Raw genomic sequence first — 13,634 nt, 5'->3', positions numbered from 1 at the left:
TCAGGGATGCTGGTGAGTCGTGGCGCGGCCGGTGCCGGACACCGCCTCCGGCCGCGCATGCGCGCCTTCCCCGGCGATGAGTTCGCAGAGCCGCGCGATCCCTGCGGCGGATTTCGCCTCATCCGCCAGGGAGAAGCTCAGGCGCAGGGTATTGGCGCCGCTGCCATCCGCGAAGAAGGCGCCGCCGGGGACGAAGGCGATGTTCCGCGCCAGGGCCTTTTGCAGCAGCGCCGCCGCGTCGGTGCCGGCGGGCAGGGTGAGCCAGATGAACAGGCCGCCGCGCGGGCGCGTCCAGGTCACGCCGGGCGGCGCGTGGCGCTCCAGCGCTTCCAGCATCCAGTCCCGCCGCTGCCGGTAGATCCGGCGCGCCCGCGCCACCCGCGCATCGAAGCCGGAGAGGGCGACGGCATGCATGGCCCGCTGGTTCGCCGTCGCCGTATGCAGGTCGGAGGCCTGCTTGATGAGCGTCAGCCGGTGGATCAGCGCGGCGGGCCCGCAGATCCAGCCCAGGCGCAGGCCCGGCGAGAGCGTCTTGGAAAAGGTGCCGCAGTGGAGGGTGCGGGCCTCCTCGATCCCGCCGACCCGCGCCTGGTCCAGCGCGGCGATCGGGGGAAGGTCCTCCCCCTCGTAGCGCAGCTCGGTATAGGCGGCGTCCTCGGCGATGATGGCACCATGCCGCTCCGCCAGGTCGAGCGCGGCGATACGCTCGGAAAGCTCCATGCACCGGCCTGTCGGATTGGCGAAATCGGGGACGAGGTAGATCAGCTTCACGGGGCCGCCGGCGGCGATGTGGCGGAGGTTCGCGAAGGCGGGCTCGAAGGCGCTGAAGCTTTGCAGGGCGCCGAGATAGGTGGGCGCCTGCGTCACCACCCTGTCGCCGGGGTCCAGGAACAGCTTGCCGATCAGGTCGAGCGCCTGCTGGGAGCCATGCGTGACCAGGATATTCTCGGCGGAGCAGGCGATGCCCCGCGTGGTCATCCGCTCCGCGAGCCAGCCGCGCAGGGGCAGGTAGCCTTCCGTCGCCGAGTATTGCAGCGCGGAAGCGCCCGTCGCGGCATCGGCCAGCATGGCGTCGTAGGCGGCGCGGAAGGCCGTATGGTCGAGGAGGGAGGGATCGGGAATTCCGCCGGCGAAGGAGATCATGCCAGGGCGGTCCACGAGCTTCAGCAGTTCCCGGATTTCCGAGGCCCGCATATGCCGGGCGCGGCTGGACAGCGGATAGGATGCGTGAGGGGCCATGATGTCCATCCAGTCGGGGCAGGAGGTGACGCGGGGCGGCTTTCGCGAGCATCGGAGCCGGAGAGGCGCGCCGCAAGCGGATCCACGGCGCGCGGCCCCGGAACTGTGCCGCGCGCCGGCCGGTACAGTCCCTGCGCGGAGCCGCCGGCCGGGACTTTCCATCAGGGCGGCCGGAGGCGCATCCTCAGGCGTCGCGAAGCCATGTCACAGGAGGCCGGAATGACGGAACGCGTGGCCATCAGGGCCGATACGGCGCCGCAGCGCGGCATTTCCTCCAGCTATCCGGCGGTCTTCGCCGCCAGGATGGCGGGGCGCGTCAAGCGTCCGCTGGGCGATCTCTTCGGGCTGCGGAACTTCGGCGTGAACCTGACGGTGCTGGAACCCGGCGCCGTCTCCGCCCTGCACCACGCCCATAGCCAGCAGGACGAGTTCGTCTTCATCCTGGAAGGGGAGGCCGTGCTCGTCTCCGGAGAGGAGGAGGTGGTGGTGCTGCGGGCCGGGTACTGCGCCGGTTTCCCGGCCGGTGGCGCGGCGCATCACCTGGAGAACCGCTCGGCAGGGCCCGTCCGTTACCTGGAGGTGGGCGACCGCACCGAGGGGGACGGGGTCGTCTACCCCTTGGACGATCTCCTGGCCCTGCGCGAGGACGGCCGCTGGCGGTACCGGCACAAGGACGGCCCGCCCTACTGAGCCTCCGCCAGGACCGGGCGGGCTGCGGCGCCTCCAGGTATCCGCGGTTGTGGCGCGCTGCATAAAGGGGATATCGGAGCCCGGGCATGGCCGGCATTCTCCTGCCCGCGCGATTCGAGGGAGAGGAACGCCATGCGCCAGCCCATACGGCCGAGCCGGATCATGCTGATCCATGCCCTGCGCGAATCCGTGGCGCCGATCCATGCCGCCTTCGCTGAATACTGGCCGGAAGCGCGGACCCACGACCTGCTGGATTCCTCGCTCTCGGCGGATCACGCGGCGGCGGGCGGCGTGCTGGACGCCAAGATGATGGGTCGCTTCAGGAGCCTGACGGATTATGCCGCCATGGCGGGGCCCGAAGGCGGGGGGAGCGACGCCATCCTCTTCACCTGTTCCGCCTTCGCGCCCGCCATCGAGGCGGCGCGGCGGAGCCACGGCATCCCGATCCTGAAGCCGAATGAGGGCGCCTTCGCCGAGGCGCTGGGGCATGGCGGCCGCATCGGCCTGCTGGTGAGCTTCGCGCCCTCCCTCGCTTCGATGGCCGATGAGCTGAAGGCGGCGGGAGAGGCTGTCGGCAAGCCCCTGACCATTGAGGCGCGCCTGGTGGAAGGGGCACTGGCGGCGCTCCAGGCCGGGCGGCCGGAGGAGCATGACGCGCTGATCGCCCGCGCGGCGGCAGCCTTACCGGCGGTGGATTCCATCGTCATCGGCCAGTTTTCCATGGCGCGGGCGGCGCCGGCCGTGCGGGCCGCCGTGCCAGCCGGCCTGCCGGTGCTGACGACACCGCAATCGGCCGTCATGGCGTTGCGGCAGCGGCTGGCTTCCGTTCCCGTTGCGGCCGGTTGAGACTGGTGAGCCCGGCGCAGGCGCCTCTCACGCCGGGGCAGGGGCAAGGTCTGGGCGGAGAGGCCAAGATGCGCCCACCGTACCCTTCCAGGCCGGGACGCCACAGGAAGCCGCTGGAATGGGACTGGTGCAACCGGATCGAGACATTGCCTGTTGCGAATCCATGAGTCCTGGGCCTATCAGGCCCCAAAGCCAGCACGGCCAAGGCTCTGCCCCAAAAGGGTTGGATGCTTGCCCGATCACCGGATGCGCCAAGTCTGTTCTCGGCGCATCCTTCGTGGCCTTCTGCCTTTCAGACCGGCGGCCGGCGCTTCCACCATTCCGCTTGCTGCTCGTAGGCGTAGCCGAGGCGGAACAGCATCGCCTCGTCAAAATGAGCGCCGATAAGCTGGCCCGAAAGCGGCATGCCATTGGCAGAGAAGCCAGTAGGCAATGACATGGCGGGGTGACCGGTGGCATTGAAGGGGCCGGTTATCGGATGCTCCCGGCGCCAGGGCCCTTCGTCGACAGCCGCGACCAGCGGTGCTTCGGCAGCGATGCTGGCGCAGAAGATGACATCGACGTCGCGCAGCACGTCGTCTACTTCGCGCCGCAGCACGCTGCGTAGGCGTTGAGCCTGTACATACTCGCTGCCCGTAACGAAGGCACCGAGCATCAGGCGCTCACGCGTCACACGGCCATAGTCCTGCGCCCTCGTACGAAGATCCTGCTGATGTACGGCGAAGCCTTCGGCATGCAGGATGGTCCAGGTGCAGGCATCCAGCCGGCGACGGGAGGGAAGCGCTACCTCCTTCACCGTGGCACCCAGATCGTGCATCACGCGAACCGCCTCGTCGAGCGCCGCCATCTGCTCAGGGCCGACGAGCGACTCCTCATTGAAAGCGCGCGCATAGCCGATACGGAGCCCGGCGATTCCACGCTTCAGGCCGGCAAGGTAGTCATCCACCCGCACCGCCGCGGAACCGGGATCAGCCGGATCGTGCCCGGCCAGCACCGAGAGTGCCAGCGCCGCATCCTCCACGCTGCGCGTCAGGGTGCCGGCATGGTCCAGCCCGAAGCTCAACGGTATCATGCCGCGCCGGCTGATCCGCCCATAGGTCGGCTTCAGCCCCACCAGATTGGTATAGGCAGCGGGCAGCCGCACCGAACCGCCCGTATCGCTGCCCATCGCCAGCGGCACCATCCCTGCCGCGACAGAAACCGCCGAGCCAGTGCTGGACCCGCCGGCGAAGCGGTCGGTCGCCCAGGGGTTGCGGGCGTTCGGGAAAGGCAACTGGTCCGTCGGCCCACCCCGGGCGAATTCATGGGTGGACAGCTTGCCGAGCAGCACCATTCCGGCCGCTTCCAGGCGGCGCGTGACCTCGGAATCCTCACTGGCGAGGTTGTCGAGTAACAAGCGGGAATGCGCGGTGGTGCGAAGTCCCGCGACGTCGAACAGATCCTTGAGCGCATAGGGAATACCGTGCAGGGGGCCACGCCTGCGCCCGTTCCGGATCTCGCGCTCTGCCTGCTCCGCTGCGGCGAGGGCACGGTCGGCCGTCACCGTGATGAAAGCGTGCAGTTCCGGCTCCAGCGCCGCGATGCGGTCCAGGCACTGCCGGGTGATCGCGAGGGGCGAGGCGCCCTCGCTGATGGCCTGGGACGCTTCGGCCAGGGTGAAGCCAGGCTCCAGCGCGCTCATCGCCGCTCCTCCGCGGCGGGGACAGGATAGGGCGGAATGGCCGGCGCCGGCTCCACCTCATAGGGCAGCGGCTCGGCCAATACGGTGGCCATCTCGCGGCAGCCGGCGAAAGCGCCGCGCATGGCATCCAGCCGGTCTTCCGGAACTGTCAGGCCGGAGAGCGCCAGCATCGCGCGAAACTGGCCTTCAAGCCTGTCATTCCACTCCAGGTCTGGCATGCGGCGTTCCTCAGACCTTGGCATTCTCGTCGTCCCAAACCTTATCTGGCATGGGCAGGCCATCGAAAATCTCGCGGCCCAGTGGCCGGGACGGCTCGATTCCCAGGCCACTCAGCACCCAGGCGAGTTGCCGCACATGCTGACAGCTATGCCAGGTCGTGCGCTCCAGATATTCGTGCAGGGTCTGTTCGCCGTAATAGACATCCGCCGGCGCCGACCAATCCCGCTTGTCCCCATGGGCGGCGAACCACTCCGTCAACCGCTGGCGGACATCGCGCCCATAATTCAGCAGGGCCTCCCTGCTTTGCATATCAGGCCCTGGCACCCGCATATACGAGTCGAAGGTAAGCGGCTGTCCTGCCTCATGCTCCAGGAAGGCATCGGGAATGTTAAAGATGTGGAAGGCCAGATCGGCATAGCTGCGGGGGCGGTTCGGCAGATGACGCTGCAGCGCGTCCTCAGGCAGCTGCGAAAGCAATCTCTCCGCCGTGGAGAGAATAATATCCTGTCGGGTCTGCAGCTCCTTCACGGGCAGGATCTTGGCGTCCCCCCAGTGAATGCCTGCCAGGGCCGCCACGTCGCGCAGCACCTGCCCATTGGCGTAACGCCCTCCGCGGGTGACGATAGGCACCTGGCGCAGGCCAAAGATGGCCAGCTCGTCATAGGCTCCGTCATCCTCCAGCACGTTGCGCGAGACGAAGGGCACACCATGGCGGGTGAGGAATTCCTTCGTCCGCAGACAGCTGGAGCAGCCTGTCATCCAATAGACGCGGATCATATCGTCATGCGGTGTCGCGATGTCATTCATGGCTAATCCTCCTTGGCGCCGTTCTTTCCCAGCCGGGCAAAATAGGAGATCACCGTCTCCCGCGGCAGGACGTCGGCGTATTTCGCATTCATGTCGAACAGATTGGCGTCATGGGGGCCATCATGCCGATCGCCCACGCATTCCTGTGGAATGACCACCCGGAAGCCGTGCTGAATGCCGTCGATGGCCCCCGCGCGCACGCAGCCGCTTGTAGAGCAGCCCGTCAGGATCAGCGTATCGACACCCATCGCTGTCAGCATGGAGGCCAGAGGCGTTCCGAAGAACGGGCTTGGATACTGCTTGACCAGCACGACATCAGAAGCAGCCGGCTGCACCTTCGGATCAATCTCAGCCAGGGGTTCGCCAGCGACGAGCTGGCGCAGAGCCGGAACTTTGCGGACGAACCATCCGCCATCCTGTCCGTTGGGATGATACAGGACCTTGGTGTAGATGATCGGCACCGAGGCAGCGCGGGCGGCTTGAAGCAGGGCGGCTGTCTCCGCCACAGCGGATACCACGCCGGGTGCATAGAAGGCGCTGCGAGGCGTCGTATAGGCCAGGATGAAGTCGATGACGATCACGGCTGGCCTGTCGCCGAAGCCGGTGCGGCTGTCAAAGACACCCTGATAATTGCTCTCACGACTGGCGCTCATGTCAATGCTCCACGGAAGGTGGCGGGGTATCGTCGGCAAAGTGGCAGGCCACGGCATGGGTGCGGCCAGGCTGCGCGCGCAGCGCCGGGACCTCACTTGCACAAATGCGGGGCACAGTGCCGCCGTCAGACGTCACTGTGGGTTCCACGCCCGGGCGTGCGCTGATCAGCCGCGCACGGAAACAGCGTTTGTGGAAGCTGCACCCGGTTGGCATGGCCGCGGCGCTGCCGATCTCGCCATGCATCAGGATGCGCGTGCGTGAGCGCTCCTTGACCGGGTCAGCCACTGGAACGGCCGACAACAGCGAAATAGTGTAGGGATGGCGCGGGTTCTCATAGAGATGGTCTCGTGCCGCGATCTCGATGATCCGGCCGAGATACATGACGGCGACGCGATCGCTGACATGCCGTACTACCGAGAGGTCATGTGCGATGAACAAGTAGGCAAGACCGAGCTTCCGTTGCAGGTCCCGGAGCAGGTTCAGAATTTGCGCCTGAACCGAGACATCGAGCGCCGAGACAGGCTCATCCAGCACCAGAAGGGAGGGGCGCAGCACAATGGCCCGTGCAATGCCGATCCGCTGCCGCTGTCCGCCAGAGAACTCGTGAGGGTAGCGAGAGGCCATGGCAACGGAAAGGCCGACCTGACGCATGGCATCGCGCACCAGGCCCCCGATTTCATGCTTCGGCGTGCCGTGGACCAGCAGCGGCTCGGCGATGATATCGCCCGCCGTCATCCTCGGGTCCAGCGAGCCATAGGGGTCCTGGAACACCATCTGCATCCGCTGCCGCAACCCGCGTACGGCACGGGGCGACAGCGTCGAGATCTCCTTACCCTCGAAAGTGATGCTGCCGTCACTGCTGTCCAGCAGCCTCAACACCAGGCGACCGAGGGTACTTTTGCCACTGCCGGACTCACCGACCAGGCCCAGCGTCTCACCCCGATCCAGATTGAAGGACACCGAGTCCACCGCCCGCAACAGCGGCTTTGACCCGCCAAGGATCCCCTTGTGGCCACCGAAGACCTTGCTCACGCGGTCCACGCGGAGCAACTCCGCGTTCTGCAACAGGGTCATGCCACGCGTTCCAATTCATCACGGAAATGGCAAGCGCTGAGATGCAGGCCATCTGGATCAAGCGGTTGGAGTGGAGGCCTTTCCGATCCGCAGATGGGCCTTCCGTGGCCTAGGAAGCAACGGGGTTCGAAAGCGCAGCCTGCGGGCATGGCCGCCGGATCGGGCGGTTGTCCCTCGATGGGGGAAAGGTCGCTGCCGGCAAGAGTGTCGAGGCGCGGCAGGCTGCGAAACAGCGCTTCGGTATAGGGGTGCGCGCTACGGGCGTAGACCTTGTCGATGGCGCCGGATTCGACAATGCGGCCACCATACATGACCGCCATGCGCGTGGCATGCCGCGCCACCACGCCAAGGTCGTGCGTGATCAGCACCAGTGCCATGGAGAATTCACGCTGCAGGTCGGCGAGCAATTCCAGGACCTGAGCCTGAACACTGACGTCAAGCGCTGTCGTCGGCTCATCGGCGATGAGCACCGAGGGGTTGAGCGCGATGGCCATCGCGATCAGCACGCGCTGGCGCATGCCGCCTGAGAACTGGTGCGGATACTCCCCGAAGCGCTGCCTGGCGGAAGGGATCTGCACGCGATCCAGCAACTGGATGGCGCGTCGGCGTGCCGTCTGCCGATCCGTTGGCATGTGCGCGCGCAGGACCTCGACAAGCTGTTCGCCGATCGGAAAGACAGGGTTGAGGCCGGTCAGCGGATCCTGGAACACCATGGCGATGCGCGGGCCACGGAAGCGGCGCAGCGCCGCCGGATCGAGCTTGAGCAGATCAGTTCCGTCCAGAAGAACCTCCCCTCCTATGACCCGTCCGGGAGGCGGGACCAGTCCGACGGCGGAGAGGAAGGTCATCGTCTTGCCCGAGCCGGACTCACCGACGATGGCGAGGGTCTCGCCTGCCTTCACGCTCAGTGACACGTCATTCACAAGATGGATCGGGCCGTTCTCACCGGGAAAGGCGGTGCGGAGGTTGCGGATCTCCAGTGCAGGCTTCTGGGCCATCAGATGATCTTCCCGGTGTTGCGTCGCATCTGCGGGTCGAGCGTATCGCGCAGCCCGTCGCCCAGCAGGTTGAGCGCGATCACCGTCACGGCAATGCAGGCGCCGGCGGACAGCGAGATGAGCGGATTGGACGCGATCGCCGTCTGGCCTTCGGAGATGACGTTGCCCCAGGTCGGGGTAGGTGGCTGCACGCCGAGCCCCAGGAAGCTCAGCCCGGCTTCTGCCAGGATGGCTGTCGCCGCGCTGACCGTGGCCACGACGATGACCGGCGGCATCGCATTCGGAATGACGTGCTTCAGCAGAATGCGGGTGGTGCCCATGCCGAGCCCCTGCGAAGCCTCGATGAAGGGCCGCGGGCGAATGGTCAGCACCACGGCACGCATGACTGCGGCAACACGTGGGATGTAGGCGACGGAGACGGCCACGATGATGGAGTCGAGCGAGTTGCCCCGTGCCGCGACGATGGCGAGCGCCAGAAGGAAGCTTGGGAAGGCCAGCAGGATATCGTTGCAGGTTACGATGATGCGCCCGATCCAGCCGCCGAAATAGCCGGCCAGTGCGCCGATGATGCTCCCTACCGTCAGGGAGATGACGACGACGAAGAAGGCGACCATCAAGGACACCCGTCCACCCCAGATCAGGCGCGAGAGCAGGCAGCGACCGAACTGATCGGTGCCCAGGGGATAGGTGGCCGAAGGGCCGGCCAGGGCGTTGAGCGGGTTGGTCTGGGTCGGCGAATGTGGCGCGAGCCAGGGGGCCGCCAGGGTGATGGCGAGAATCAGCGCAAGGAGACAGGTGCCGATCATGAAGCCGGGATGACGCAAATAGCGGCGCAGCGTGGCCCTGCGGCGCTGCTTCACCTCCGCGGGTGGTGCGGCCAGGATGGAAGCACTCATGTGGCAAGCCTCGGATCGATATGGGCATAGGCCAGATCGAGCAGGGTATTGACGAGCACCACCGCGGCCGCGAGCAGGAGGACGCCGCTCTGCACGAGCTGATAATCGCGCGCCATGATGGCCTTCAGGATGGTGGAACCGAGTCCGGGCCGGCTGAACACGACCTCCACCAGGATTGCATTGCCCAGGGACCAGGCGAAAGTCACGCCGATGACGGACAGGATCGGGATCGTGGCGTTACGCAGCGCGAGCTTCCAGACAATGCGCCGTTCAGGCACGCCCATGGCCCGCGCAACACGGATGTAGTCCTGCCGCAGGACCTCAAGCATCGCCGAGCGTGTCAGCCGCGCAATATAGGCGGCGACCGACAGGCCCAGGACAAGGGCGGGCAGGGCCAGGTGATAGAGCCCGTTGAGCAGTCCCGGCTCGGTGGAGGCTCCGAGAGCCGGGAACAGGCCGAGCCCGAAGGAAAGCCAGAGAATGGCCATCAGCCCGACCCAGAAGACCGGGAAGGAGATGCCCGCCAGGGCCACGACCATCACCGCCACGTCGATCCAGCTTCCCTGCCGGACCGCCGCGACCACGCCGAGCGGCACGCCGACCAGCACGGCGATGGCGATGCCCGCCAGGGCCAGCGCCGCGGAAGGCGGAACGCTGCTGGCGATCTCGAGCATCGCAGGCTGTCCGGTAACGACTGACTGCCCGAGGTCACCGGTCAGGGCGCGCCCCATGAACATGGTATATTGCTGCCAGACCGGGAGGTTCAGTCCGAGGGTTTCACGCAGCGCGGCCAGCGATTCCTCGGTAGCGTAGTCTCCCAGCATATAGACCGCCGGATCCCCCGGAATGGCCCGCATCAGGAAGAATGTCACGGTCGCGATGCCGAGCATGCCGACAGCAAGCTGCAAGAGGCACCGGCCCAGATAGGCAAGCATCCTTCACGCACTCCCGATGGAGACCGCGCCGACCTGCAAAGTGAAGAGCGAATTCTGCACCAGCCCCTTCACCCCTATGCCATGCGCGAGATAGAGGCGATCGGCATAGAGCGGGATGACCGGCAGATCTTCCATGGTCTTGCGGAGGATGGCCGCATAGGCTGCCTTGCGGCTCGCGGCATCAGTGGTCCTCGCGGCGCGGGCGAGCAGATCGTCAACTCCGTTATAGCGGGCGGTGTTCAGGCCGGGCGGTGCCGAGCGTGAGTGCAGCAGCGTCACCAGTGTGCTGTCAGGGTCCGGTGGCCCGACCACGGCGGTCGTGACGGACTGGACATTGCCCGAGGACCGCGCCTGCATGAAGGCCGCCCTCTCCAGCACCCGCACCGTGGCCTGGATGCCAACCTGTTGCAGGTCGTTGATCAGTAGGACGGGGATACGGTCATAGGGGCTCAGCGCGACCGCTGTGATCTCAAAGCGGAAGTTCGAGACTCCGGCATCCTTGAGCAGTGCCCGCGCCTTCTCTGGATCATACGGGTAGCTCGGCACGCCTTCGGTTGAATACTCCTGAAAGGTCGAGGTCAGAACGCTTGTGGCCTCGAGCTTGGTGCCGCGGAAGAAGCCCTCGATCAGGCCGTTGCGGTTCAGCGCATGGGCAATGGCCCGCCGCACCCGCACATCCTTGAGAGGACCCGCCGTGGTATTCAGTACAAGGCCCAGGATGTTGTTGGAGGCGCGATCCAGCACCCGAACGGATTGAGCCTGCTTCAGCCTCTCGATGACTTCAGGCTGCTGTAGGCCGAAGAAGATGTCGATCTCCCCTTTCTCAAGGGCGATGGCCGCCGCGGTCTCATCACGGATGATGCGGAAGCTGACATCCGGTATGGCTGGAGGGCCGCCGAAATACTCCTTGTTCGCGACGATTCGCACCTCGCTGCCGGCCGTCCAGCGCTCGAAGACAAAGGGGCCGGTGCCAATCGGGTTCATCGCGTAGCGGGTGCCAAGTTCCGTTACGGCGCGCCGCGATACCAGCCACCCCTGATTGAAGGCGCAGAGCTTGTGGAGAAAGCCCGAATTCGACTCGTCGAGCACGAAGCGCACGGTGAGTGGATCAATGACCTCCACCTGTTGCAGGCCGCTAAGTTGCGCGCGATAGGCGCTGGCGGTCGCCGGATCGAGGATGCGATCGAAGGTGAACTTCACGTCATCGGCCGTGAAGGGGCCGTAGTTCTTATGCCAGGTGACATTCGGGCGCAGGCGGAAAGTCCAGATCTTTCCATCCTCGCTGACTTCGTGACCGGTCGAGATATCGTTGACGATCTTATTCGTCGCCTCGTCGTATTTCACGAGGCCGCTGTAGATGTTGCCAACGACGGCCTGGTTCTCGACCTGAAAGATGCGGGCGGGATCAAGCTGGGAGATATCGGCGCCGATCCGGATGCGAAGCGTGCGGGATTGGGCCCGCGCCTGGCGCGGCACCATGGCTGCTGGCAGTGCGGCCGCGCCGGCTAGGCCGATGGCATTCATCATGGCAGAGCGCCGGCCGAGATGCAGGGCCGGGCGATGGAGCTTATTGGACATCGTCGGTTCTTTTCCGGATCGTGCTGAAATGGGGGGCGCTATGCTGCGCGGGATGGCAGGGCGCGATGCGCTTGTCGGTAACGCGCGGAAAGGACAGCGCGGCCGCCGCTGTCTGCACGGCAAGCTCAAGCAGTCTGGCGCGATGTTCCTGTGTCAGTGCCTGCAGGCCATAACGTTCGGCGGGGTCGCGAACCATGCGGGTCTCGTGGCTCATGCGCCCGGCCTCCGCATACGCCACGGCGTCGCGCGCTCATAACGCTCGGCGAGGCCAAGCATCCTCGGCTCGTCATGTCGTTTTCCAACGATCTGCCAGTTCAGCGGCAGGCCATCTGCCGAGAAGCCTATGCACTGCGTCATCGCCGGATGGCCGGACAAATTGAATGGCGTCAGAAAGGTGTCGGTGGTGTAGCGTGTCATCTCCGGCTCCCGTCCCAGGACGGGAGGCAAGCCGAGCGTGCCATAGGTAACGATCGCATCGAAAGGCGCGATCAGCGCTTCGATGCTCTCCTGTACGACGGTACGGAAGCGCAGCGCGGCGAGGTAATCCACGGCCCGGATCGTGTGCCCGCCTAGCATCTTATCGCGCAACGCGCGGCCCATTTCACCGGGCCTCTCACGCAGTTCCTTCTCGTGCAGCGATCCGGTTTCTGCGGGGCCGATCATCCGTGTCGCCTGGAAGCAGGCGTCGATCGAGAACGGAAGCTCGATATCCGTAACCTGCACATCTTGTGCGCGCAGCAGATCGACCGCCGCGGCGAATGCCGTCTGAAGCTCGGGATGGGGCGCTGGCATTCCGCTGTCGCCACCATGCAGCACACCGACGGAGTAAGGCTTCTTGCGGTCGTCCTTCATCCCGCCGGTGAGAGCCTGCAGGACGAGCGACACATCCTCCGCTGTCCAGGCCAGAATGCCGGGGCTATCGAGCGACCAGCAATTCGGCAGGATGCCGTCCAGGCTGAGCGCCCCGGGCGTCGCGATCATCCCGGCCGTGCCGGTCGCTGCTGCGGGGAGACGTATGGACCCTGTGGTATCTGACCCCAGCGAGAACGGCACCATGCCGGCGGCCACGGCAACTCCGCAGCCAGTAGAGGAGCCACCCGTGAAGCGTGCGGGGTCCCAGGGATTCCGGGCTGGCGGGAAGGGGAGGTCGAAATACTCGCCTCCGTTGCCGGTGCCGTACTCCCAGGTATTGAGCTTGCCAAGGATGATGGCTCCGGCGCGCTCCAGCCTTTCGACCAGGGCGGCATTCGCGCGGGCCGGCGCTGAGTCCGTCAGGCGCGACCCGGCTCGGGTCGGCAGGCCGGCAACGTCGTAGGTATCCTTAACAGCATAGGGAATGCCGTGCAGCGGCCCGATCACCCGGCCGGCAGAGATCTCCCGGTCTGCCTCTCGTGCGCGGTTGAGAGCATCCTCGGAGCAGAGATGCACGAAGGCATTTAGCCCGTCCTGGGCCTGCGCCCGCTCCAGGCAGGCTTCCACCAAGCTGAAAGATGTTGCAGATCCCGAGCGTATTTGAAAGCCAAGCTCTGCGATGGTCGGGGGTGCCTGACTCATCGCGATGTCCTGTCATCTGGACATGGCCGTACAACGCTCGGCTCGGCGGCTTCCATGAACGACGTCTCCCTGGCTTCTCGTGAGCCTCTTCTGAGAGAACGCTATGCTGGGCAGGCGGTCCTGTCCACGCATTTATGCTAACGTTGGCGCACTTTCGGTAGCCATGGTCCGATGCAGGTTCAACCGCTCGCGGAGGTCATGGACTCTGTCGAGCGGCGCTTCATCGGCACTGTCGTAAATGTTGGTCTGGAACGGGATCAGCGGCGCTGGCTTTTCTAGCTCAAGCTGCTGCCTGGGCTCAGGCTCATTGATCCAGAAGAGGATGGTGGCGACGAGGCAGATGGCGGACATGAAGGTGTGGGCGCAGCGGTCGTGGCGCGTGGCGGTGCGGCACCAGCCCTTGATCCTGCCGAATATGCTCCCGATGCGGTGCTCGCTGGCGATACAGCATCCTGTCATGCGG

At 65.8% G+C, this 13,634-nt stretch carries 15 protein-coding genes; 2 read left to right on the top strand and 13 right to left on the bottom strand.

The annotated features are described in order from the left end of the window. Window positions 1-1,239 (bottom strand): aminotransferase-like domain-containing protein, encoded by a 1,239-nt coding sequence (locus IAI58_RS20255; protein WP_207446302.1) that lies wholly within the window; start codon window positions 1,237-1,239, stop codon window positions 1-3. A gap of 219 nt (window positions 1,240-1,458) precedes the next feature. On the opposite strand from IAI58_RS20255, the gene IAI58_RS20250 reads away from it, so the two are divergent. Then, window positions 1,459-1,929 (top strand): cupin domain-containing protein, encoded by a 471-nt coding sequence (locus IAI58_RS20250; protein WP_237182329.1) that lies wholly within the window; start codon window positions 1,459-1,461, stop codon window positions 1,927-1,929. A gap of 132 nt (window positions 1,930-2,061) precedes the next feature. Continuing rightward, on the top strand, window positions 2,062-2,775 hold the full coding sequence (locus IAI58_RS20245) for an aspartate/glutamate racemase family protein (protein WP_207446300.1): 714 nt from the start codon (window positions 2,062-2,064) through the stop codon (window positions 2,773-2,775). Window positions 2,776-3,067: 292 nt separating this feature from the next. On the opposite strand, the gene IAI58_RS20240 is transcribed toward IAI58_RS20245, so the two are convergent. The 12 genes from IAI58_RS20240 to IAI58_RS23565 all read right to left on the bottom strand — a co-directional run bounded on the left by IAI58_RS20240 (window position 3,068) and on the right by IAI58_RS23565 (window position 13,630). Next, the gene (locus tag IAI58_RS20240; RefSeq protein WP_207446297.1) at window positions 3,068-4,456 is read right to left on the bottom strand and encodes an amidase; all 1,389 of its coding nucleotides are present in this window, start codon (window positions 4,454-4,456) and stop codon (window positions 3,068-3,070) included. Beyond that, window positions 4,453-4,674, bottom strand: a complete 222-nt coding sequence (locus IAI58_RS20235; RefSeq protein ID WP_207446296.1) for an AtzG-like protein — start codon at window positions 4,672-4,674, stop codon at window positions 4,453-4,455. The genes IAI58_RS20240 and IAI58_RS20235 overlap by 4 nt, the downstream gene beginning before the upstream one ends. 10 nt (window positions 4,675-4,684) lie before the next feature. Then, the gene (locus IAI58_RS20230) at window positions 4,685-5,482 is read right to left on the bottom strand and encodes a glutaredoxin domain-containing protein (protein ID WP_207446294.1); all 798 of its coding nucleotides are present in this window, start codon (window positions 5,480-5,482) and stop codon (window positions 4,685-4,687) included. 2 nt (window positions 5,483-5,484) lie between these two features. Continuing rightward, window positions 5,485-6,135 (bottom strand): isochorismatase family protein, encoded by a 651-nt coding sequence (locus tag IAI58_RS20225; protein ID WP_207446292.1) that lies wholly within the window; start codon window positions 6,133-6,135, stop codon window positions 5,485-5,487. A 1-nt stretch (window position 6,136) separates the two neighbouring features. Next, window positions 6,137-7,210, bottom strand: a complete 1,074-nt coding sequence (locus IAI58_RS20220) for an ABC transporter ATP-binding protein (protein ID WP_207446291.1) — start codon at window positions 7,208-7,210, stop codon at window positions 6,137-6,139. Beyond that, window positions 7,207-8,208: an ABC transporter ATP-binding protein gene (locus IAI58_RS20215; protein ID WP_207446290.1), complete on the bottom strand. Its 1,002-nt coding sequence runs from the start codon at window positions 8,206-8,208 to the stop codon at window positions 7,207-7,209. Before IAI58_RS20215 ends, IAI58_RS20220 begins: the two co-directional genes overlap by 4 nt. Then, complete coding sequence (locus IAI58_RS20210) at window positions 8,208-9,068, bottom strand: ABC transporter permease (RefSeq protein ID WP_237182967.1); 861 nt, start codon at window positions 9,066-9,068, stop codon at window positions 8,208-8,210. The genes IAI58_RS20215 and IAI58_RS20210 overlap by 1 nt, the downstream gene beginning before the upstream one ends. Before the next feature lie 32 nt (window positions 9,069-9,100). Continuing rightward, on the bottom strand, window positions 9,101-10,039 hold the full coding sequence (locus IAI58_RS20205) for an ABC transporter permease (RefSeq protein WP_207446286.1): 939 nt from the start codon (window positions 10,037-10,039) through the stop codon (window positions 9,101-9,103). A 3-nt stretch (window positions 10,040-10,042) separates the two neighbouring features. Beyond that, the gene (locus IAI58_RS20200) at window positions 10,043-11,617 is read right to left on the bottom strand and encodes an ABC transporter substrate-binding protein (protein WP_207446284.1); all 1,575 of its coding nucleotides are present in this window, start codon (window positions 11,615-11,617) and stop codon (window positions 10,043-10,045) included. After that, window positions 11,607-11,831 carry a hypothetical protein gene (locus IAI58_RS20195; protein ID WP_207446282.1) on the bottom strand — a complete coding sequence of 75 codons (225 nt, stop codon included), beginning with the start codon at window positions 11,829-11,831 and terminating at the stop codon, window positions 11,607-11,609. Before IAI58_RS20195 ends, IAI58_RS20200 begins: the two co-directional genes overlap by 11 nt. Beyond that, the gene (locus IAI58_RS20190; protein WP_207446277.1) at window positions 11,828-13,171 is read right to left on the bottom strand and encodes an amidase; all 1,344 of its coding nucleotides are present in this window, start codon (window positions 13,169-13,171) and stop codon (window positions 11,828-11,830) included. The genes IAI58_RS20195 and IAI58_RS20190 overlap by 4 nt, the downstream gene beginning before the upstream one ends. Before the next feature lie 132 nt (window positions 13,172-13,303). Beyond that, window positions 13,304-13,630 carry a hypothetical protein gene (locus IAI58_RS23565; RefSeq protein ID WP_408906194.1) on the bottom strand — a complete coding sequence of 109 codons (327 nt, stop codon included), beginning with the start codon at window positions 13,628-13,630 and terminating at the stop codon, window positions 13,304-13,306. Between the last annotated feature and the right edge of the window lie 4 nt (window positions 13,631-13,634).

Source organism: Roseomonas marmotae, from assembly GCF_017654485.1.
GTDB lineage: Bacteria > Pseudomonadota > Alphaproteobacteria > Acetobacterales > Acetobacteraceae > Pseudoroseomonas > Pseudoroseomonas marmotae.
The sequence above is the reverse complement of the archived record's forward strand: the minus strand, read 5'-3'. Positions and strand labels throughout refer to the sequence as shown.

Excerpts from the sequence above, each read along its gene's own strand:
- IAI58_RS23565 (WP_408906194.1), bottom strand. The coding sequence starts at position 13,630 with ATGACAGGATGCTGTATCGCCAGCGAGCACCGCATCGGGAGCATATTC.
- IAI58_RS20205 (WP_207446286.1), bottom strand. The coding sequence starts at position 10,039 with ATGCTTGCCTATCTGGGCCGGTGCCTCTTGCAGCTTGCTGTCGGCATG.
- IAI58_RS20200 (WP_207446284.1), bottom strand. The coding sequence starts at position 11,617 with ATGTCCAATAAGCTCCATCGCCCGGCCCTGCATCTCGGCCGGCGCTCT.
- IAI58_RS20230 (WP_207446294.1), bottom strand. The coding sequence starts at position 5,482 with ATGAATGACATCGCGACACCGCATGACGATATGATCCGCGTCTATTGG.
- IAI58_RS20250 (WP_237182329.1), top strand. The coding sequence starts at position 1,459 with ATGACGGAACGCGTGGCCATCAGGGCCGATACGGCGCCGCAGCGCGGC.
- IAI58_RS20220 (WP_207446291.1), bottom strand. The coding sequence starts at position 7,210 with ATGACCCTGTTGCAGAACGCGGAGTTGCTCCGCGTGGACCGCGTGAGC.
- IAI58_RS20195 (WP_207446282.1), bottom strand. The coding sequence starts at position 11,831 with ATGAGCCACGAGACCCGCATGGTTCGCGACCCCGCCGAACGTTATGGC.
- IAI58_RS20190 (WP_207446277.1), bottom strand. The coding sequence starts at position 13,171 with ATGAGTCAGGCACCCCCGACCATCGCAGAGCTTGGCTTTCAAATACGC.
- IAI58_RS20240 (WP_207446297.1), bottom strand. The coding sequence starts at position 4,456 with ATGAGCGCGCTGGAGCCTGGCTTCACCCTGGCCGAAGCGTCCCAGGCC.
- IAI58_RS20225 (WP_207446292.1), bottom strand. The coding sequence starts at position 6,135 with ATGAGCGCCAGTCGTGAGAGCAATTATCAGGGTGTCTTTGACAGCCGC.
- IAI58_RS20215 (WP_207446290.1), bottom strand. The coding sequence starts at position 8,208 with ATGGCCCAGAAGCCTGCACTGGAGATCCGCAACCTCCGCACCGCCTTT.
- IAI58_RS20255 (WP_207446302.1), bottom strand. The coding sequence starts at position 1,239 with ATGGCCCCTCACGCATCCTATCCGCTGTCCAGCCGCGCCCGGCATATG.
- IAI58_RS20235 (WP_207446296.1), bottom strand. The coding sequence starts at position 4,674 with ATGCCAGACCTGGAGTGGAATGACAGGCTTGAAGGCCAGTTTCGCGCG.
- IAI58_RS20245 (WP_207446300.1), top strand. The coding sequence starts at position 2,062 with ATGCGCCAGCCCATACGGCCGAGCCGGATCATGCTGATCCATGCCCTG.